The organism is Pantoea sp. PA1 (assembly GCF_056856975.1).
Genome location: NZ_JBXGEE010000004.1, coordinates 407841 through 426632, shown reverse-complemented (window position 1 = coordinate 426632; position 18792 = coordinate 407841). Strand labels below are relative to the sequence as shown.

Below are 18792 nucleotides of genomic sequence, written 5' to 3'. Positions count from 1 at the left end.
CTCTTTTTCAGAAGTTTTTCTCCGGCGGCTCAGTCTCCTGAACCTTCAACCCGTTTCCCGTTGCCGGTGTGCCGTGTCGATGGAGGCGCATTATAGGGAGCGGTTCAGATAGCGCAAGTGCAAATGACAACTTTTTTACCGACCGTTCACTTTGCACTCAATTCGCTGCCTTATTAAACAAAATCCAGGTAAAAGGGCATAAAAAAACGGGCCAGCGGCCCGTTTTTATCTCGCAGGATTACTGATGAGCTGTAATCACATCGTTTTCCACATCCATCTGGATTGTTTTGCCCGGCACCAGTGAACCAGAAAGGATCTGCTGTGCCAGCGGGTTTTCGATCTGCTGCTGTATCGCCCGTTTCAGCGGACGCGCACCATAGACCGGATCGTAGCCATTCTCCGCCAGCAACCGCAGAGCCTCCTCGGAGATATGCAACTGATAGCCCCGCTCCTCCAGACGGTGATACAGCCGCTGCAGCTGAATCTGAGCAATAGAGGCAATATGCTTCTCAGCCAGCGGATGGAACACCACCACCTCATCAATACGGTTGATGAATTCAGGACGGAAGTGCTGGCCAACCACACCCATCACAATCTCTTTCATTTCCGGATAGCCGAGATCGCCGAACCGCTCCTGAATTAAATCTGACCCAAGGTTAGAGGTCATGATCACCACGCTGTTACGGAAATCGACCGTTCTGCCCTGTCCATCCGTCAGGCGTCCATCATCCAGCACCTGCAGCAGAATGTTAAAGACATCAGGATGCGCCTTTTCGACCTCATCCAGCAGGATGACGGAGTAAGGACGACGGCGTACCGCTTCAGTCAGATAACCGCCCTCTTCATAACCAACATAACCCGGAGGGGCACCCACCAGCCGTGACACCGAATGTTTTTCCATGAATTCGGACATGTCGATACGCACCATGGCATCGTCACTGTCGAACAGGAAGTTAGCCAGCGATTTACACAGCTCGGTCTTACCTACACCGGTCGGCCCCAGGAACAGGAACGAACCGATAGGACGGTTAGGATCCGACAGACCGGCACGGCTGCGACGAATCGCATTGGATACCGCCTCAACGGCTTCATCCTGTCCGATAACCCTGCCATGCAGCTCCTGCTCCATCCGCAACAGCTTATCGCGCTCACCTTCCATCATTCGTGCTACCGGAATACCGGTCCAGCGGGCCAGTACATCGGCAATCTCCACATCTGTTACCCGGTTACGCAGTAACTTCATGGTTTTGCCTTCCGCCTGGGTCGCTGCAGCTAACTGTTTTTCCAGGGCCGGAATTTTACCGTACTGCAACTCTGACATCTGAGCGAGATCGCCCTGACGACGGGCCTGCTCTAAATTGAGGCGCGCCTGCTCCAGTTCAGCTTTGATGTTCTGCGTGCCGGATAATGAGGCTTTCTCGGTTTTCCACTCATCTTCAAGCTCGGCATACTCCCGCTCTTTCTGATTCAGCTCGCTCTCCAGCATCTCAAGGCGTTTGATGCTGGCATCATCAGCCTCTTTCTTCAGTGCCTGCTGCTCCAGCTTCAGCTGAATGATGCGACGCTCCAGACGATCCAGTGACTCCGGCTTCGAGTCCATCTGCATACGAATGCTGGATGCCGCCTCGTCGATCAGGTCAATCGCCTTGTCAGGCAGCTGCCGGTCCGCAATGTAACGATGAGAGAGCGTTGCAGCCGCGACGATCGCCGGGTCAGTGATCTGCACATGATGATGCAGTTCATAACGCTCTTTCAGGCCGCGCAGAATGGCGATGGTATCTTCGACACTCGGTTCCGCCACAAAGACTTTCTGGAAACGGCGCTCCAGTGCAGCATCTTTTTCAATATACTGCCGGTACTCATCCAGCGTAGTGGCACCGACACAGTGCAGCTCGCCACGCGCCAGCGCGGGTTTAAGCATATTGCCGGCATCCATCGCGCCGTCAGCTTTACCGGCACCGACCATCGTATGCAGCTCGTCGATGAACAGAATGACGTTACCTTCCTGCTTCGACAGATCGCTCAGCACCCCTTTCAGGCGCTCTTCGAATTCACCGCGATATTTAGCACCGGCCACCAGCGCACCCATATCCAGCGCCAGAACCCGGCGGCCTTTCAGACCTTCAGGTACTTCGCCATTGATAATGCGCTGCGCCAGCCCTTCAACAATCGCTGTTTTACCCACGCCGGGTTCACCAATCAGCACCGGGTTATTTTTGGTACGGCGCTGCAACACCTGGATGGTGCGACGGATCTCTTCATCACGGCCGATAACCGGATCGAGTTTGCCCTTCTCGGCGCGCTCGGTCAGATCGATGGTATATTTCTTCAGTGCCTGGCGCTGATCTTCAGCCCCCTGATCGTTCACGTTGTCTCCTCCCCGCATTTGTTCAATCGCACTGGTGATTTTTTCGCGAGTGGCACCTGCCGCTTTGAGCAGATCGGCCAGAGAGCCGCGTGATTCCAGGGCAGCCAGAACAAATAATTCAGATGAAATAAAGTTGTCGTTGCGCTTCTGCGCCAGTTTGTCGCACAGGTTTAATACCCGGACGAGGTCAGATGAGGGTTGAACATCCCCTTCGCTGCCTTCAACCTGCGGCAGGCGGTCAATGGCCTGCTCAACCTGCGCGCGAAAAGGTGTCACGTCGACACCGGCCGACGTCAGTAAAGGCGAAACCGATCCGCCATCCTGTTTGAGCAATGCGCTCATCAGGTGCAGAGGTTCAATAAATTGGTTGTCGTGTCCCAGAGCCAGGGACTGCGCGTCGGCGAGAGCCAGCTGAAATTTGTTGGTAAGACGATCCAGACGCATAATTCCTCCCATTACAGGTCAAAATGCTACTGGAGATTAAATGAGGTCATCCCTCAAATTTTCAAGGTTAATGACCTGAGATTTGAGTAAAAAATACGCTAACTGGACCGTCTTATCGCGTAAGGTTATAACAGCCAGATCAAAGTTGCCATACGCCCGGTGATCCCATCGCGGCGGAAAGAGAAGAAATCGTCACGCTGTGTAAAGGTACAGCGACTGTCGGCGCTGATGGAACGGACGCCTGCAGCCTGCAGTCGCCTGCGCGCCAGCAGCCAGATATTGGCGTAGAATCGCTCTCCAGATGGATGAAAAGCCTGTCCGGCGTGGGGGTCCTGAGCCACAAAGGCGTCGCGCACTTCGGCACCGACCTCAAACGCATCAGGGCCGATTGCCGGCCCCAGCCAGGCATGAATCTGGTCGGGCGGCGATCGGAACTGCGCCAGGGTATTTTCCAGAACGCCGGCACAGAGGCCACGCCAGCCGGCATGCGCGGCCGCCACTTCAGCACCGTCCTGCGAACAGAACAGCACCGGCAGACAGTCAGCCGTCATAATGGCGCAGACCACGCCAGGCTCGGAGGTGATACAGGCGTCAGCGCGTAATGTCGTCTCTCCCCCTTCAGCCAGACGCACGACGCCGGTGCCGTGCACCTGATCCAGCCACTGTGGCATCGCAGGCAACCCCGCCTCATCAACCAGCAACTGACGGTTACGCGCAACCGCGTCGGGATTATCCCCCACGTGCCCGCCCAGGTTAAGCGCATCCCACGGGGAGTGACTGACTCCGCCCTGGCGGCGGGTTGAGCAGGCCCGGACACGCGCCGGTGCGGGCCATTGAGGAATAATCAGATCCATTACCAGTCCATCTGGTCTTTAAATTCTGCGGTGTCTGCTTTTAACGCCGCAATCAGATCGACCATGTCCTGCGGGATGGCCGCATGAAACTCCATTTCAATACCGCTGATAGGATGGTAGAGACGCAGCATCGTAGCGTGCAGCGCCTGACGGTCGAAGCCCCGTAGCGTAGCGATAAATGCCTCTGAGGCGCCTTTTGGCGGACGCGGGCGACCACCGTAGAGCGGATCGCCCACCAGCGGATGGCTGATGTGCGACATATGAACGCGGATCTGGTGAGTACGCCCGGTTTCCAGACGCAGACGCAGACGCGTGTGCGCACGGAAATGCTCCATGATGCGGTAGTGCGTGACCGCCGGTTTCCCCATCGGGTGTACGGCCATGTGCGTACGTTTGGTGGAGTGACGACTGATCGGCTCTTCGACCGTGCCGCCCGCGGTCATATTACCTATCGCAACGGCTTCATATTCGCGGGTAATTTCACGACGCTGCAGTGATTCCACCAGATGCGTCTGTGCCGGTACGGTTTTCGCCACGACCATCAGGCCGGTCGTGTCTTTATCCAGGCGGTGTACGATGCCCGCACGAGGCACATCCATGATCGCAGGATAATGATGAAGCAATGCATTCAGCACCGTGCCATCCGGATTACCGGCACCGGGATGCACCACAAAATCGCGGGGTTTATTGATGACAATGATGTCTTCATCTTCGTAAACGATGTCGAGTGGCAGATTTTGCGGTTCCCAGCGCTGTGCCTCCTCAATCTCAGCGTTAATCGCGACCAGCTCGCCGCCCAACACTTTTTCTTTTGGGGTATCGACCATGACGCCGTTTACCGTCACGCGACGATCGAGGATCCACTCTTTTATGCGTGAACGTGAATAATCAGGGAACAATTCCGCCAAAGTCTGATCTAAGCGTTGTCCGAGTTGTGATTCGGATACCGTTGCGGTGAGTTGAACTTGTTGTGCCATATACAGCTTCTTCGTTAACGTTGGGTTTTCACGGCGATGCCGTTTAATATAATGTGCTATCGTACCTGGTCATTACCGGGAGCTATACGGACAGCTTCCGCCATAACATTTGAGGATAATCACTTCGTCATGACGCGTATGAAACATCTGGTGGCTGCTGCCACACTGAGCCTGGCACTTGTTGGTTGTTCCGGCTCAAATGACGCGGTACCGGACAGCCCGCCTTCTGAAATCTATGCCACAGCGCAGCAAAAGCTGCAGGACGGTAACTTTAAAGCTGCGATTAAGCAACTGGAAGCGCTGGATAATCGTTATCCGTTCGGTCCTTACTCGCAGCAGGTGCAGCTGGATTTAATCTACGCGTACTATAAAAATGCCGATCTGCCTCTGGCACAGGCTGCCATTGCGCGCTTTATGCGCCTCAACCCGACCCATCCGAACATCGACTATGTCATCTATATGAAAGGTCTGACGGATATGGCGCTGGATGATTCAGCACTGCAGGGCTTCTTCGGTATCGATCGTTCTGACCGCGACCCGACGCACGCACGTGATGCTTTCCGTGACTTCTCACAGCTGCTGCGCAGTTACCCGAACAGTCAGTATGCCGCTGACGCGCAGAAACGTCTGGTCTACCTGAAAGATCGCCTGGCCAAATATGAGCTTTCAGTGGCGCAATTCTATACTAAGCGTGAGGCTTATGTCGCGGTTGTTAACCGGGTTGAAGGGATGATGCGCGATTATCCGGATACGCAGGCGACACACGACGCACTGCCGCTGATGGAAAATGCCTACCGCAACCTGCAGCTGAACGCTGAAGCGGATAAAGTGGCGAAAATCATCGCGGCTAATAATAGCTGACAGCAGGCTGCGTTTCAGCCATAAAAAAAGCAGCCGGAAAGGCTGCTTTTTTATGCTCACAAAACAGTCATAACTGGATCTGAAATCAGCGAGCTAACCCATCAAGAATGCCGGGTTTATCGGTTCGCTTCAAGGTATTTCCGCCCGTTTCTGAGCCTTTCTCACAGATTGTCAAAACTGACAAAAAGTGACATTTTTCCGTGATAGAAATCTCACATTCAGCGCTTTTTCGCGCTATGCTGAGAAGACCAAGACGGAAATGACAGCGAGGTAAGAACGATGATTCTGAACATTACCAGTAAGCAAATGGAAATCACCCCGGCCATCCGAAGCCATGTTGAAGACCGTCTCGCCAAGCTCGAAAAATGGCAAACCGACCTGATTAATCCGCATATTGTTCTGTCGAAAGAGCCCAAAGAATTCGTGGCCGATGCCACCATTAACACCCCAAACGGGACTCTGGTGGCCAGTGCCAAACATGACGATATGTACACCGCGATCAACGACCTGATTGCGAAGCTGGAGCGCCAGCTCAACAAAGTCCAGCACAAGTCTGAAGCACGCCGCGCCAGTGCCAGCGTGAAAGACATCATTCCTGCTGACGAAGCGTCCTGATTTTCTTAACGCGCCTCCGGGCGCGTTTTTTATTGACAGCTTTTAAGCTGTACGGTTACTCTCCCCCTACTCCTTTTGCGGACATTTCCATGAAACATGATCTGTTTTTCTTCGCTTTCTTTTTTACCTTCCCCTGAACGGGAGGCCATTCGTCGTGAGAAAATGAAAGCGAAGACGAACAACCAAGCCTCCCAGCCGGGAGGCTTTTTTTTTGGATAGCATACAGGTGAGCCCTATGAATCCCGACAATCCATTGCTGGCGCTACGCGATAAGATCAGCGCAGTGGATAAAAAACTTCTGACGCTGCTGGCTGAGCGTCGTCTGCTGGCAGTGGAAGTTGCGCAGGCCAAGCTGGCTACACATCGCCCGATTCGGGATGTCGAGCGCGAACGCGCGCTGCTGGAAAATCTGATTGTGCTGGGTAAGGCCCATCACCTGGATGCGCATTATATCACCCGTCTGTTTCAGCTGGTCATTGAAGATTCCGTTCTGACCCAGCAGGCGCTGCTGCAAAAGAACCTCAACCACCCTCATGCCCATGCGGCGCGTATCGCCTTCCTCGGTCCTAAAGGCTCTTACTCCCATCTGGCGGCACGCAACTATGCATCGCGCCACTTCGATAATATGGTGGAGTGTGGCTGCCTGAAGTTTCACGACATCATCAAACAGGTCGAAAATGGCGCAGCCGATTACGCCGTCATGCCGATTGAGAACACCAGTTCAGGCTCCATCAATGATGTTTATGACCTGCTGCAGCAGACCAGCCTCTCCATTGTGGGTGAACTGACGCTGCCTATCGACCACTGCGTCCTGGTGAAGGGTAGCAGCGACCTGCAGCAGATAGAGACGGTTTACAGCCATCCTCAGCCGTTCCAGCAGTGCAGCCAGTTTATTAACCGCTTCCCGCACTGGAAAATCGAATATACCGAGAGTACGGCCGCGGCAATGGAAAAGGTCGCAGCGCTCAACTCCCCTGCCGTTGCGGCCCTGGGCAGTGAAGCCGGTGGTGAACTCTATCAGTTGCAGGTACTGGAGCGGAATCTGGCCAATCAGCAGCAAAACCATACCCGCTTCATCGTGCTGGCGCGTAAGGCGATCGATGTGTCAGATCAGGTGCCAGCCAAAACCACGCTGATCATGGCAACCGGTCAGCAGGCGGGCGCGCTGGTCGATGCGCTGCTGGTACTGCGTCAGCACAACCTGATCATGAGCAAGCTGGAGTCCCGCCCGATTCACGGTAATCCGTGGGAAGAGATGTTCTACATTGATGTGCAGGGCAATCTGCAATCAGAGCGGATGCAGCAGGCGCTGCAGGAATTACAGACAATGACCCGCTCGCTGAAGGTGCTGGGCTGTTATCCCAGCGAGAATGTCGTGCCCGTTGAACCTGCCGAATAGAAAAAAGGCATCCGGAAGGATGCCTTTTTCTTTATGGGCGGCTGTCGTTCGCCGATCGCAGCAGGCTGCGACTCTCAATGAGGAAGCGTCGGGCATGATCGCCAAACCACTGCTCTACGCGATTAAAGCTGGCGATAAACGCTTGTTTGTCACCCTGCTCCAGCAGCGCAATCGCTTCACCAAACCGCTGGTAGTAACGTTTAATCAGCGCCAGATTACTCTCTGAAGACATAATGATATCGGCGTAAAGCTGCGGGTCCTGAGCGAATAACCGCCCGACCATTGCCAGCTCCAGCCGGTAAATCGGTGATGAAAGCGCCAGCAGCTGGTCAAGATTGACGTTCTCTTCGGCTAAATGCAGGCCATAAGCAAAGGTGGCAAAGTGACGCAGCGCCTGGATAAACGCCATGTTCTGATCGTGCTCAACCGCACTGATGCGATGCAGACGCGCACCCCAGACCTGAATCTGCTCCAGGAACCACTGATACGCCTCCGGCTGCCGGCCATCACACCAGACCACCACCTGTTTCGCCAGGCTGCCACTGTCCGGACCGAACATCGGATGAAGACCCAGCACCGGACCGTTATGGGCGGCCAGCATCGCCTGCAGAGGGCGGTTTTTGACCGACGCCAGGTCGACCAGAATGCAGTCGTCTGGCAGAGGGGGTAATTGTGCAATCACCTGTTCAGTCAGGTGAATTGGCACGCTGATGATGACCATACCGGCATCACGGAGTAAGGTCTCCGCCTGCGGCCAGTCCTCTTTATCCAGCGTTTTTACCGTATAGCCTGACAGGCTGAGCATCTTTTCAAAGAGTCGGCCCATCTGGCCCTTGCCGCCAACGATCACCACCGGACGCAGTGCCGGGCACAGGGTTTTAAAGCCTTTATCATTCTCGCTGGTATAGGATTCGCGCATCACGCGACGCAGCACATCCTCAATCAGATCCGGCGGCACACCGAGCGCTTCAGCCTCTTTGCGACGGGAAGCCAGCATTGACGCTTCCCGTTCAGGCACATAGATAGGCAGACCGTAACGGCTTTTAACTTCCCCTACCTCAGCGACCAGCTCCAGACGTCTGGCCAGCAGATCAAGGAGCGCTTTATCAACACTATCAATTTGATCGCGTAACGCGGTCAGTTCAGCCACCATTCCTCTTATACCTCTTGTGACAGACGCGCCGACAGCACTCCCTTCAGATCCTGATGCATCTCACGCAGCAACGTTTCGGTCACGTCCCAGCTGATGCACGCATCGGTGACGGAAACGCCATATTTCATTTCGCTGCGTGGCAGTTCAGAAGACTGGTTACCCTCATTGATATGGCTTTCCAGCATCAGACCAATGATTGAACGGTTCCCGTCTTTGATCTGGGCGATAGCGGATTCCGCTACGCCAGGCTGACGGCTGTAGTCTTTGTTCGAATTACCATGGCTGCAATCTATCATTAAGGCAGGACGCAGTCCCGCCTTCTGCATCTCTTTTTCACACTGTGCGACATCGTCAGGACCGTAGTTCGGCGCTTTACCACCACGCAGGATTACATGCCCATCCGGGTTGCCCTGCGTCTGCAGCAGGCAGACCTGACCCGCCTGATTGATGCCGACGAAGCGATGCGGCATTGCCGCGGCGCGCATCGCATTGATCGCCGTGCCCAGGCTGCCATCGGTGCCATTTTTAAAGCCTACCGGCATGGAGAGACCCGAAGCCATTTCGCGGTGCGTCTGGGATTCGGTCGTGCGTGCGCCAATGGCGGACCAGCTGAACAGATCACCCAGATATTGCGGGCTGTTTGGATCGAGCGCTTCTGTCGCCAGCGGCAGGCCCATTTCAACCAGGTCCACCAGCAGCTTACGAGCGATGTGCAGACCCGCTTCCATATCGAACGAGTTATCCATGTAAGGATCGTTGATCAGCCCTTTCCAGCCGACGGTGGTACGGGGTTTTTCAAAGTAGACGCGCATAACGATATAGAGCTGATCGCTCAGCTGTTCAGAAAGGGTTTGCAGACGACGCGCATAGTCCAGTGCGACTTCGGTATCGTGAATTGAACAGGGTCCGCATACCACCAGCAGACGCGGATCGCGTCCGGCAATGATGTCAGAGATGGTCTGGCGTGAAGCCGCAACCTGCTCCTGCTGTTCCAGCGTCAGTGGAAACTTCGCTTTCAGCTCTTCAGGTGTAATTAAAACCTGTTCACCGGCGATGTGCACATTGTTCAGCGCGTCTTTTTGCATGATGGCGATCCTTTATCTCGTATTGGCGGTTCTGGACTCCTCGCTGAGGATTGACGTCACTGTATCACAGCCGGTACAGAGCGCAAGATAGTATGTACACATTAATTACCACAGATCAATAACCGCCGCAGGAAGTTATAAATTAAGCAATAAAATCATATATATAAAATATAAGACAAAAGAGAGCGCCAGGATTAAAATGTAATTATATCTTTACACCCGCTTTTGTTGTTTTTCTTACCGGCGCAGGCAAAATGAAACGATTAAGGGTTTGCATCCGGGAATGATATGCCTTCATCACCACGCACGACGCATCTGCGACCTTTCCTGTTAAGCGATGTTCCTGCGTTTACCGCTGCGGTGAACGCCTCGCTGGACAGCCTGATCCCCTGGATGGCCTGGGCACATCACGACTATCAGCCGCATGAGGCGGAAAGCTGGATCCGCTTTACCCACTGGCAACGGATGCGGGAAGAAGCTGAAGAGTTTGCGATTGTCGATCAGCACGATCAGCTGCTGGGAGGCGCAGGCGTGCGCTTTGCCCGCCATCCCGGCGCTGCCAGTGCAATTGGCTACTGGGTGCGTAGTGATGTTCAGCGTCAGGGGATTGCGACCCGTGCCGTCGCCGCTTTATTGCCGCTGGGGTTTTCACGACCTGAAACACGGGTGATTGAGATTCTGGTGGCCGAGGATAATCTCGCCAGCAGAGCCGTCGCGGAGAAGTCGGGCGGCGATTTTATTGGCTGTCGTTATGGCCTGATCGTGCTCAATGACGGGCCGGTCAATACCGCGATTTATCATTTTCAGCGGCCAGAGACCGCTTAACGGCAGGCAACAGGACAAAAAAAGGGGCTGGCAGATGCCAACCCCTTGTTTGCTATTAACTTTCAGATGTCGCGTTAGCGATACCTTAGTTAAGACGCTCTTTAATACGAGCAGACTTACCAGTACGCTCACGCAGGTAGTACAGTTTGGCTTTACGCACAGCGCCACGACGTTTAACAGCGATGCTGTCAATGACCGGCGAGTGAGTCTGGAATACACGCTCAACGCCTTCGCCGTTAGAAATTTTGCGAACAGTGAATGCAGAGTGCAGACCGCGGTTACGAATAGCGATAACCACGCCCTCGAATGCCTGCAGACGTTTTTTAGAACCTTCAACGACCCATACTTTCACTTCCACGGAATCACCCGGGCGGAAGGAAGGTACGTCCTGTTTCATCTGCTCTTGTTCAATTTGCTTGATAATGTTGCTCATAATTAAATCTCATATCCTGGGTAAACTGATAGTCGGGGAAGATTACTCTTCCACATCATCGTTTTGTTGCTGCTGATGTTCCCGCTGGAACTCATTCAGCAACCTTGCTTGCTCTTCAGTCAGAGCCAGGTTTTCCAGAAGTTCAGGTCTTCTTAGCCAGGTACGGCCTAGCGACTGCTTCAGACGCCAGCGGCGAATATCGGCATGGTTACCTGACAGTAAAACTGCCGGGACTTCCACGCCCTCTAACACTTCAGGTCGGGTATAGTGCGGACAATCCAGCAAGCCATCAGAGAACGAGTCCTCATCGGCTGACGCCTGCTTGCCGAGTACGCCGGGAATAAACCGGGCGACTGCGTCAATCATCGTCATGGCTGGCAGTTCCCCGCCACTGAGAACGTAATCACCGATTGACCATTCTTCATCAATTTCGGCGTGGATTACGCGCTCATCTATGCCTTCATAACGGCCACAGACCAGAATTAACTTGTCTCGTGCCGCCAGTTCGCAAACGCCCTGTTGGTCCAGTTTGCGACCCTGAGGTGAAAGATATATCACCCTGGCGCCATCACCTGCCGCTGCTTTCGCTGCGGAGATGGCATCCCGTAAGGGTTGTACCATCATCAGCATTCCCGGTCCGCCGCCGTAAGGACGATCATCCACGGTACGGTGCCGGTCGTGCGTGAAGTCACGCGGACTCCAGCTTTGAATGCTGAGCAGACCGTTTTTTACAGCCCGGCCAGTTACCCCGTAGTCGGTAATAGCGCGAAACATTTCTGGAAACAGGCTAATAACACCAATCCACATTGTATTCGCCGTTACGTTACCGCTCGATTCGGAGCTCAAAAACCAGGATCCCAATCTACCTCAATGACGCGAGTAGAGAGATCGACTTTCCTGATAACCTGTTCATCAAGAAACGGAATTAACCGCTCCTGAACACCGAATGCATCCTTCAGGTTTGCCTTAACGACGAGAACGTCGTTCGAGCCGGTTTCCATCATATCGATGACTTTGCCCATCTCGTAGCCTTCAAGGTTAACCACCTGGCAGCCCATAAGGTCTTTCCAGTAGTAGTCACCCTCTTCCAGCGATGGCAACTGCGTCGAGTCAACCTGAATTTCGCAATTGGTTAACTGAGCCGCCGCATCCCGATCTTCAATGCCTTTGACTTTGATGATCAGGTCCTGATTGTGGTGCTTCCAACTTTCCAGTTCGACATGCTGCCATTTACCGGCGCGCTGGATGAACCAGGGTTGGTAGCTGAAGATGCTTTCAGCGTCTTCAGTGGAGGAAAACACTTTGAGCCAGCCGCGAATACCGTAGGCGGCTCCCATCTTGCCCAATACAATCGGGTTGACAGGAGGCTGTGCGGCAATTTGTCTGCTCATGCTCACCACCGTGACAGATTAAGCTGCTTTCTTAGCTTCTTTGACCAGCGCGTTAACGCGATCAGAAAGCGTTGCGCCCTGGCCAACCCAGTGCTCGATACGATCCATATCCAGACGCAGACCTTCAGCCTGACCAGAAGCGATCGGGTTGAAGAAACCAACGCGCTCGATGAAACGACCGTTGCGTGCATTGCGGCTGTCAGTAACGACGACCTGATAGAACGGACGCTTTTTAGCGCCGTGACGTGCCAAACGAATTGTTACCATAACATCCTCTTCAGTTAATAAAACACCCGGCCCCCATCGAGGAACGGGGTCCGGGTGCTGTATAAAAAGCCCGAAAATTTTACTCATTTTGGCGCAAAAAGCAACCTAAACCGCGTCCTTTCGGGCTTTTTTGTGGAACCCTTAGCGGCCAGGGAATCCTGGCGGCATCATACCTTTCATGCCGCGCATCATTTTCGCCATACCGCCCTTCTTCATCTTCTTCATCATACGCTGCATGTCGTCGAACTGCTTTAATAAGCGGTTAACGTCCTGCACCTGCATGCCGGAGCCGGTGGCGATGCGGCGCTTACGCGAGCCTTTGATGATCTCTGGCTTCTCACGCTCTTTGCGTGTCATCGAGTTGATGATGGCTTCCATGCGCACCAGAACCTTGTCATCCATCTGCGACTTCACATTGTCAGGCAGCTGTCCCATGCCGGGCAGTTTACCCATCAGGCTGGCCATGCCGCCCATGTTGCGCATCTGCTTCAGCTGCTCAAGGAAGTCGTTGAGATCGAAACCGTCACCGGTTTTCAGCTTCTTCGCCAGCTTCTCCGCTTTATCGCGGTCAACCTTGCTTTCGATATCTTCGATCAGTGACAGCACGTCACCCATGCCGAGGATGCGTGATGCAATACGGTCCGGATAGAACGGCTCCAGGGCTTCGGTTTTCTCGCCGACACCCATAAATTTAATTGGCTTGCCAGTGATATGACGAATCGACAGCGCCGCACCCCCACGTGCATCACCGTCGACTTTGGTCAGGATCACGCCGGTGAGCGGCAGCGCTTCGTTAAAGGCTTTGGCCGTGTTGGCCGCATCCTGACCGGTCATGGCATCGACCACAAACAGCGTTTCTACCGGATTAATCGCGGCATGAACCTGTTTGATTTCGTCCATCATCGCTTCATCAACGTGCAGACGACCCGCGGTATCCACCAGCAGCACATCGTAGAATTTCAGGCGCGCTTCACGCAGCGCATTGTTGACGATCTCCACCGGCTTCTGGCTGAGGTCAGAGGGGCAGAAATCCACGCCAACCTGCTGCGCCAGCGTTTCCAGCTGTTTGATTGCCGCCGGACGATAAACGTCGGCAGAGACAACCAGCACTTTCTTTTTGTGCTTCTCGCGCAGGAATTTACCCAGCTTACCCACGCTGGTGGTTTTACCGGCACCCTGCAGACCCGCCATCAGCACCACAGCTGGCGGCTGAGCGGCCAGGTCCAGAGCATTGTTCTCTGCCCCCATCGCCGCAACCAATTCGTTACGAACGATTTTGATGAACTCCTGACCCGGCGTCAGGCTTTTGTTCACATCATGGCCGACCGCGCTCTCTTTGACGCGGTTAATGAAGTCACGCACCACCGGCAGCGCAACGTCAGCTTCAAGCAGTGCCATGCGCACTTCACGCAGGGTCTCTTTAATGTTCTCTTCAGTCAGCCTTCCGCGGCCGCTGATGTTTCGCAGGGTTTGCGACAAACGATCGGTTAAATTATCAAACATGGTCTCTCACTTAAAAAGATCGCGAGGCGCCTGATCGGCAGAATGCGGCGGATTATAACACGAAGCCGCCGCGATCTCTGCAATTGCCCCTCAGATCGTTTGGAGCCTGCTGCGGCTGGCGCTATACTGCCTTTTTCCTTATCTGACTGAACCTGAAAGGATCTATGTTCGTTTTCCCGATAGTGGCGCTGTTAGCCTACTCCTTAAGTCTTGCCCTGATCATTCCGAGCCTGCTGAAGCGTAATGGCGGCTGGCGGCGAATGGCGATGCTCTCTGCCTGTGTGGCGCTGGTGACACACGCGGTAGCCCTGCAGCAGCGCATATTTGCGGTTGATAGCGGCCAGAATTTAAGCCTGCTCAACATCGGTTCACTGGTCAGCCTGTTGATCTGCGCCATTATGACCATTGTGGCGTCACGCAACCGCGGCTGGTTGCTGCTGCCGATTGTCTACAGCTTCGCGCTGATCAATCTGGCCTTTGCGACCTTTGTCCCTAATGCCTTTATCACCCACCTGGAAACGACGCCAGGGATGATGATCCATATCGGCCTGTCGCTCTTCGCCTATGCAACGCTGATTATCGCTGCCCTCTATGCGCTGCAGCTGGCATGGATCGATTACCAGTTAAAAAACAAGCGTCTGGCGTTTACGCAGGATATGCCGCCGCTGCTGACCATCGAACGCAAGATGTTTCATATCACGCAGGTCGGGGTCGTTCTGTTAACGCTGGTGCTCTGCACCGGTCTGTTTTACATGCAGGATCTTTTCAGCGCCGAAAACGTCGATAAAGCCGTGCTTTCGATTATCGCGTGGTTTGTTTATATCGTTTTGCTCTGGGGACACTATCATGAAGGCTGGCGTGGTCGCCGCGTCGTCTGGTTTAACTGCAGCGGTGCGGTGCTGTTGACCATGGCTTACTTCGGCAGTCGCATCCTGCAGCATCTGCTTGTCCCTGTCTCTCATTAAAAAGGAAGTTCTGCGTTGGAACATGTTTCAACCACCACGCTGATTATTATTCTGTGCGTCATGGTTCTGGTCTCCGCCTGGTTTGCCGGGTCGGAAACCGGCATGATGACGCTTAATCGCTATAAGCTGCGCCATCAGGTTAAAAACGGCAGTCGCGCTGCGCGCCGGGTGGAAAAGTTACTGCGGCGTCCCGATCGGCTGCTGAGCCTGGTATTAATCGGCAATAACCTGGTGAATATTCTGGCCTCCGCCCTCGCCACTATCGTCGGCATGCGCCTGCACGGTGACGAAGGGGTCGCCGTCGCGACTGGTATCCTGACCTTCGTCGTGCTGGTCTTTGCTGAAGTGCTGCCGAAAACGGTAGCCGCGCTCTATCCGGAGCGGGTCGCCTTTCCCAGCAGCCTGCTGCTGGTCCCGCTGCAATACATCATGCTGCCGCTGGTCTGGCTGCTGAATACCATTACCCGTCTGCTGATGCGGATGGTGGGAATCCGGGCTGAAGGCGCAATCAGTTCTGCGCTGAGCAAAGAGGAGCTTCGCACCATCGTCTATGAGTCACGCAGCCTGATGTCGCGCCGTAATCAGGATATGCTGCTTTCGGTACTCGATCTGGAGAAGGTCAGCGTTGATGACATCATGGTGCCGCGTAACGAGATTGTCGGTATCAACATCAGCGATGACTGGAAATCAGTCGTCCGCCAGCTGAGCCACTCACCGCATGGCCGCATTGTCCTGTTCCGCGACTCACTGGATGACTGTGTCGGCATGCTGCGGGTGCGCGAAGCCTGGCGCATGATGACCGAGAAAAAAGAGTTCACCAAAGAGATGCTGCTGCGCGCTGCGGATGAGATTTACTACATCCCGGAAGGGACACCGCTCAACACCCAGCTGGTAAAATTCCAGCGCAACAAAAAGAAAACGGGCCTGGTGGTGGATGAATATGGTGACATCAAAGGACTGGTGACCATAGAAGACATTCTGGAGGAGATCGTGGGAGATTTTACCACCTCAATGTCGCCGTCGCTGGCCGAAGAGGTGATGCCCCAGAATGATGGTTCCGTGCTGATCGAAGGCAGTGCCAGCGTGCGTGAAATCAACAAGGCGTTTAACTGGCATCTGCCAGAGCAGGAAGCCCGCACCATCAACGGTATGCTGCTGGAAGCGCTGGAGGAGATCCCCGCTATCAACACCCGCGTTCAGATCGGTCACTACAATATCGATATCCTGGACGTGCAGGACAACATGATTAAGCAGGTGCGCATCACGCCGAAGACCCCGCTGAAAAAATCAGTCGGTTCCTGAAGCCATAAAAAAACGCCGCAATCGACACGATGCGGCGTTTTTTTTAGCCGGACAGCTCTGACTAGATGTGCAGTTCTTTCAGCTTTTCAGCAGGCAGTTTCAGATCTTCGTTACGGTTAACGCCGATCTCATGCGCCAGCACGTTGCGGGCAATCTGCTGCGCTTCATCCAGTGAGTGCAGTTTGTAGCTGCCACACTGGTATTCGTTCAGCTCAGGGATCTGGTTCTGATCTTTCACTTTCAGAACGTCTTCCATCGCCCCTTTCCACGCTTTCGCCACGCGCTGCTCATCTGGCGTACCGATCAGGCTCATGTAGAAGCCGGTACGGCAGCCCATTGGCGAAATATCGACGATTTCCACACCGTCACCGTTGAGATGATCACGCATAAACCCGGCAAAGAGATGCTCCAGCGTATGAATGCCACGCTCAGTGAGGATATCAATGTTCGGGCGGCAGAAACGCAGGTCAAAAACGGTAATCGTATCGCCATGCGGAGTCTTCATGGTTTTCGCAACGCGGACCGCCGGTGCGCCCATGATGGTGTGATCAACGGTAAAACTATCCAGTAGTGGCATACGTCACCTCCTGTTCTGAGAATTTTTTTAAAAACGATGAAACTTTTCTGTTCGCCCAACGTCTGAATATATGAAAGACGCGCATTTGTTATCATCATCCCTGACAACAGAGATGTTAATTTGGCCACATTGATGTGGCCTTTTTCTTTTCTATCCTTCCCGGCTCGCCAGATACGCTTCAAAATCCAGCTTATCGTTCGCTTCCAGCTGCTGCTGCGCCGCGACAGATTCCTGCGCCTGACGCGAGAAATCCTCTTCGGTCAGCACCTCCAGCGGCTCTTCGCAGAGCAGATGACGATACTGTTCAGCCAGCGCTACGCCGGTTCCGGTCACACCATTATCTTTCATGGCCTGAAGAATGCGCGCCGAGTAGGTTAGCTCAGGATCGTCGAACGATGCTACCAGTTGATCGCAAACCTGCTGATATTCCGTGCTCGCCTGATTGTTGCTGTCTAACACTTCAGCAACCCGACGCAGATCGGCAAACAGGGTTTTGCCCACTTCAACCAGCGAATGTTCCGCTTCACCACAACCTACGGCAATTTTCTGATCCGGTTTACGGCCTTCCAGCACCACGCGGTTCCAGTTTTTACGGGTACACTGCAGCTCTTCTGCACTCATCTCCGGCGCATCGGCCAGCGTACACCAGATCAGGAACAGGTCGAGGAAGCGCACCTGGTTCTCATCGACCCCGATAGCCGAGAACGGGTTGATATCCAGTGAACGGACTTCAATGTACTCAATGCCACCCCGCAGCAGCGCGTCAGATGGCGCTTCACCGGAACGGGTCACCCGTTTTGGCCGGATTGGCGCGTAGAGTTCATTCTCAATCTGCAGCACGTTGGTATTGAGCTGCAGCCAGTTGCCGTCAGCATCTTTCGTGCCCATGCCCGCAAACTCTTCTGACGGCGTTTTGATCGCTTTCTTCAGCGCCGTGACATAGCCTTCCAGCGAGTTAAACGTAATGCCCAGCGAGCTCTGCGATTTATTGGTGTAGCCGAGATCGCTCAGACGCAATGAGGTTGCATAAGGCAGCCACATTGTATCTTTGTCGTTGGTTTCAAACGGCAGCGGACTCTCACGGCCCTGCAGGAAGCTGGAGCTGATCGCTGGCGATGCGCCAAACAGATAAGGGATCACCCAGCCGAAGCGATAGTAGTTGCGGATCAACCGCAGGTAGCCCGCCGAGATGGTCTCTTTTCCGCTCTCCACATCTTTCACATCCGCCCACTCCTGCCAGAAGGAAAGCGGCAGCGAGAAGTTGTAGTGAATGCCGGAGATGGTCTGCATCAACGCGCCGTAGCGGTTTTTCAGGCCCTGACGATAGAGGGTCTTCATCTGACCAATGTTGGATTGACCATACTGTGCCAACTCAATATTGTCCGCATCGTCAATCACGCACGGCATACTGAAAGGCCACATACGCTCGTCACCCAGCTCACGGGCAACGTGACGATGGATATCGCGCAGGAAAGCCAGCATGTGATCGATGCTGTGATCCACTGGGGTAATAAACTCCAGCAACGTTTCGGCAAAATCGGTGGTGATCCAGTCATGCTTCAGCGCCGACCCCAGCGAGGCCGGATGTCCGCTTTTTGCCAGGTCGCCATTTGCCTGTACGCGCAGTGTTTCACGCTCGATGCCACGGCCAATGCCCTTTAGAGCATTGGGATGCGCTTCCAGCCAGGAGAGCGCTTTAGAGACGTCCGGGATCACATTCCCCCCCCGCTGTGATAATAATTTATTTTTGTTCAGCATAATCTTAACCGTAGC

Annotated in this window: 19 protein-coding genes and 1 other annotated feature; of the genes, 7 read left to right on the top strand and 12 right to left on the bottom strand. The window is 54.2% G+C overall.

Going from position 1 to position 18792, the window contains the following annotated elements; all coding sequences use genetic code 11:
* Positions 1-238 precede the first annotated feature (238 nt).
* The 3 genes from clpB to rluD form a co-directional block, all read right to left on the bottom strand.
* A complete protein-coding gene (clpB, locus tag AC1V0D_RS17560) occupies positions 239-2812 on the bottom strand; it encodes an ATP-dependent chaperone ClpB (RefSeq protein WP_336794606.1) in 2574 nt (857 codons plus the stop codon).
* A gap of 125 nt (positions 2813-2937) precedes the next feature.
* A complete protein-coding gene (yfiH, locus tag AC1V0D_RS17555; protein WP_167429549.1) occupies positions 2938-3666 on the bottom strand; it encodes a purine nucleoside phosphorylase YfiH in 729 nt (242 codons plus the stop codon).
* Positions 3666-4643, bottom strand: a complete 978-nt coding sequence (gene rluD, locus AC1V0D_RS17550; protein WP_009086786.1) for a 23S rRNA pseudouridine(1911/1915/1917) synthase RluD — start codon at positions 4641-4643, stop codon at positions 3666-3668. The genes yfiH and rluD overlap by 1 nt, the downstream gene beginning before the upstream one ends.
* Before the next feature lie 129 nt (positions 4644-4772).
* Between rluD and bamD the strand changes: the two genes are divergently transcribed.
* From bamD to pheA, 4 genes are all read left to right on the top strand, one after another.
* Positions 4773-5504: an outer membrane protein assembly factor BamD gene (bamD, locus tag AC1V0D_RS17545; protein ID WP_009086788.1), complete on the top strand. Its 732-nt coding sequence runs from the start codon at positions 4773-4775 to the stop codon at positions 5502-5504.
* 279 nt (positions 5505-5783) lie between these two features.
* On the top strand, positions 5784-6119 hold the full coding sequence (gene raiA, locus AC1V0D_RS17540) for a ribosome-associated translation inhibitor RaiA (RefSeq protein WP_009086789.1): 336 nt from the start codon (positions 5784-5786) through the stop codon (positions 6117-6119).
* Between the two features lie 88 nt (positions 6120-6207).
* Positions 6208-6332 (top strand) — a sequence feature (Phe leader region).
* On the top strand, positions 6209-6256 hold the full coding sequence (pheL, locus tag AC1V0D_RS17535; RefSeq protein WP_193387678.1) for a pheA operon leader peptide PheL: 48 nt from the start codon (positions 6209-6211) through the stop codon (positions 6254-6256). (Overlaps the previous feature by 48 nt.)
* A gap of 22 nt (positions 6333-6354) precedes the next feature.
* A complete protein-coding gene (gene pheA, locus AC1V0D_RS17530; RefSeq protein ID WP_009086794.1) occupies positions 6355-7518 on the top strand; it encodes a bifunctional chorismate mutase/prephenate dehydratase in 1164 nt (387 codons plus the stop codon).
* Between the two features lie 31 nt (positions 7519-7549).
* On the opposite strand, the gene tyrA is transcribed toward pheA, so the two are convergent.
* Both tyrA and AC1V0D_RS17520 read right to left on the bottom strand, forming a co-directional pair.
* Positions 7550-8671, bottom strand: a complete 1122-nt coding sequence (tyrA, locus tag AC1V0D_RS17525; RefSeq protein WP_476639469.1) for a bifunctional chorismate mutase/prephenate dehydrogenase — start codon at positions 8669-8671, stop codon at positions 7550-7552.
* 5 nt (positions 8672-8676) lie between these two features.
* Positions 8677-9756 carry a 3-deoxy-7-phosphoheptulonate synthase gene (locus AC1V0D_RS17520; RefSeq protein ID WP_482907818.1) on the bottom strand — a complete coding sequence of 360 codons (1080 nt, stop codon included), beginning with the start codon at positions 9754-9756 and terminating at the stop codon, positions 8677-8679.
* Between the two features lie 288 nt (positions 9757-10044).
* Here AC1V0D_RS17520 and AC1V0D_RS17515 point away from each other — a divergent pair, with 288 nt between their 5' ends.
* Positions 10045-10581 carry a GNAT family N-acetyltransferase gene (locus AC1V0D_RS17515; protein ID WP_154929367.1) on the top strand — a complete coding sequence of 179 codons (537 nt, stop codon included), beginning with the start codon at positions 10045-10047 and terminating at the stop codon, positions 10579-10581.
* An 85-nt stretch (positions 10582-10666) separates the two neighbouring features.
* On the opposite strand, the gene rplS is transcribed toward AC1V0D_RS17515, so the two are convergent.
* From rplS to ffh, 5 genes are all read right to left on the bottom strand, one after another.
* Positions 10667-11014: a 50S ribosomal protein L19 gene (gene rplS / locus AC1V0D_RS17510; protein ID WP_003849035.1), complete on the bottom strand. Its 348-nt coding sequence runs from the start codon at positions 11012-11014 to the stop codon at positions 10667-10669.
* A 42-nt stretch (positions 11015-11056) separates the two neighbouring features.
* Positions 11057-11821: a tRNA (guanosine(37)-N1)-methyltransferase TrmD gene (trmD, locus tag AC1V0D_RS17505; RefSeq protein ID WP_009086876.1), complete on the bottom strand. Its 765-nt coding sequence runs from the start codon at positions 11819-11821 to the stop codon at positions 11057-11059.
* A 35-nt stretch (positions 11822-11856) separates the two neighbouring features.
* Positions 11857-12405 (bottom strand): ribosome maturation factor RimM, encoded by a 549-nt coding sequence (rimM, locus tag AC1V0D_RS17500; protein WP_009086878.1) that lies wholly within the window; start codon positions 12403-12405, stop codon positions 11857-11859.
* A gap of 18 nt (positions 12406-12423) precedes the next feature.
* Positions 12424-12672: a 30S ribosomal protein S16 gene (gene rpsP, locus AC1V0D_RS17495; RefSeq protein ID WP_009086880.1), complete on the bottom strand. Its 249-nt coding sequence runs from the start codon at positions 12670-12672 to the stop codon at positions 12424-12426.
* A 141-nt stretch (positions 12673-12813) separates the two neighbouring features.
* Complete coding sequence (gene ffh, locus AC1V0D_RS17490) at positions 12814-14175, bottom strand: signal recognition particle protein (protein WP_009086882.1); 1362 nt, start codon at positions 14173-14175, stop codon at positions 12814-12816.
* A gap of 164 nt (positions 14176-14339) precedes the next feature.
* Here ffh and AC1V0D_RS17485 point away from each other — a divergent pair, with 164 nt between their 5' ends.
* Both AC1V0D_RS17485 and AC1V0D_RS17480 read left to right on the top strand, forming a co-directional pair.
* Positions 14340-15140, top strand: coding sequence for a cytochrome C assembly family protein (locus tag AC1V0D_RS17485; RefSeq protein WP_009086884.1), 801 nt, complete (start codon positions 14340-14342; stop codon positions 15138-15140).
* Positions 15141-15155: 15 nt separating this feature from the next.
* Entirely contained in the window at positions 15156-16442 is a 1287-nt protein-coding gene (locus tag AC1V0D_RS17480) for an HlyC/CorC family transporter (protein ID WP_033736021.1), read from the top strand.
* 61 nt (positions 16443-16503) lie between these two features.
* On the opposite strand, the gene luxS is transcribed toward AC1V0D_RS17480, so the two are convergent.
* Together luxS and gshA are read right to left on the bottom strand one after the other, a co-directional pair.
* Complete coding sequence (luxS, locus tag AC1V0D_RS17475) at positions 16504-17019, bottom strand: S-ribosylhomocysteine lyase (protein ID WP_009086888.1); 516 nt, start codon at positions 17017-17019, stop codon at positions 16504-16506.
* 150 nt (positions 17020-17169) lie between these two features.
* Complete coding sequence (gene gshA / locus AC1V0D_RS17470; RefSeq protein ID WP_046102438.1) at positions 17170-18777, bottom strand: glutamate--cysteine ligase; 1608 nt, start codon at positions 18775-18777, stop codon at positions 17170-17172.
* Positions 18778-18792 lie beyond the last annotated feature (15 nt).

Excerpts from the sequence above, each read along its gene's own strand:
- clpB (WP_336794606.1), bottom strand. The coding sequence starts at position 2,812 with ATGCGTCTGGATCGTCTTACCAACAAATTTCAGCTGGCTCTCGCCGAC.
- yfiH (WP_167429549.1), bottom strand. The coding sequence starts at position 3,666 with ATGGATCTGATTATTCCTCAATGGCCCGCACCGGCGCGTGTCCGGGCC.
- rluD (WP_009086786.1), bottom strand. The coding sequence starts at position 4,643 with ATGGCACAACAAGTTCAACTCACCGCAACGGTATCCGAATCACAACTC.
- bamD (WP_009086788.1), top strand. The coding sequence starts at position 4,773 with ATGACGCGTATGAAACATCTGGTGGCTGCTGCCACACTGAGCCTGGCA.
- raiA (WP_009086789.1), top strand. The coding sequence starts at position 5,784 with ATGATTCTGAACATTACCAGTAAGCAAATGGAAATCACCCCGGCCATC.
- pheA (WP_009086794.1), top strand. The coding sequence starts at position 6,355 with ATGAATCCCGACAATCCATTGCTGGCGCTACGCGATAAGATCAGCGCA.
- tyrA (WP_476639469.1), bottom strand. The coding sequence starts at position 8,671 with ATGGTGGCTGAACTGACCGCGTTACGCGATCAAATTGATAGTGTTGAT.
- AC1V0D_RS17520 (WP_482907818.1), bottom strand. The coding sequence starts at position 9,756 with ATGCAAAAAGACGCGCTGAACAATGTGCACATCGCCGGTGAACAGGTT.
- AC1V0D_RS17515 (WP_154929367.1), top strand. The coding sequence starts at position 10,045 with ATGCCTTCATCACCACGCACGACGCATCTGCGACCTTTCCTGTTAAGC.
- rplS (WP_003849035.1), bottom strand. The coding sequence starts at position 11,014 with ATGAGCAACATTATCAAGCAAATTGAACAAGAGCAGATGAAACAGGAC.
- trmD (WP_009086876.1), bottom strand. The coding sequence starts at position 11,821 with ATGTGGATTGGTGTTATTAGCCTGTTTCCAGAAATGTTTCGCGCTATT.
- rimM (WP_009086878.1), bottom strand. The coding sequence starts at position 12,405 with ATGAGCAGACAAATTGCCGCACAGCCTCCTGTCAACCCGATTGTATTG.
- rpsP (WP_009086880.1), bottom strand. The coding sequence starts at position 12,672 with ATGGTAACAATTCGTTTGGCACGTCACGGCGCTAAAAAGCGTCCGTTC.
- ffh (WP_009086882.1), bottom strand. The coding sequence starts at position 14,175 with ATGTTTGATAATTTAACCGATCGTTTGTCGCAAACCCTGCGAAACATC.
- AC1V0D_RS17485 (WP_009086884.1), top strand. The coding sequence starts at position 14,340 with ATGTTCGTTTTCCCGATAGTGGCGCTGTTAGCCTACTCCTTAAGTCTT.
- luxS (WP_009086888.1), bottom strand. The coding sequence starts at position 17,019 with ATGCCACTACTGGATAGTTTTACCGTTGATCACACCATCATGGGCGCA.
- gshA (WP_046102438.1), bottom strand. The coding sequence starts at position 18,777 with ATGCTGAACAAAAATAAATTATTATCACAGCGGGGGGGGAATGTGATC.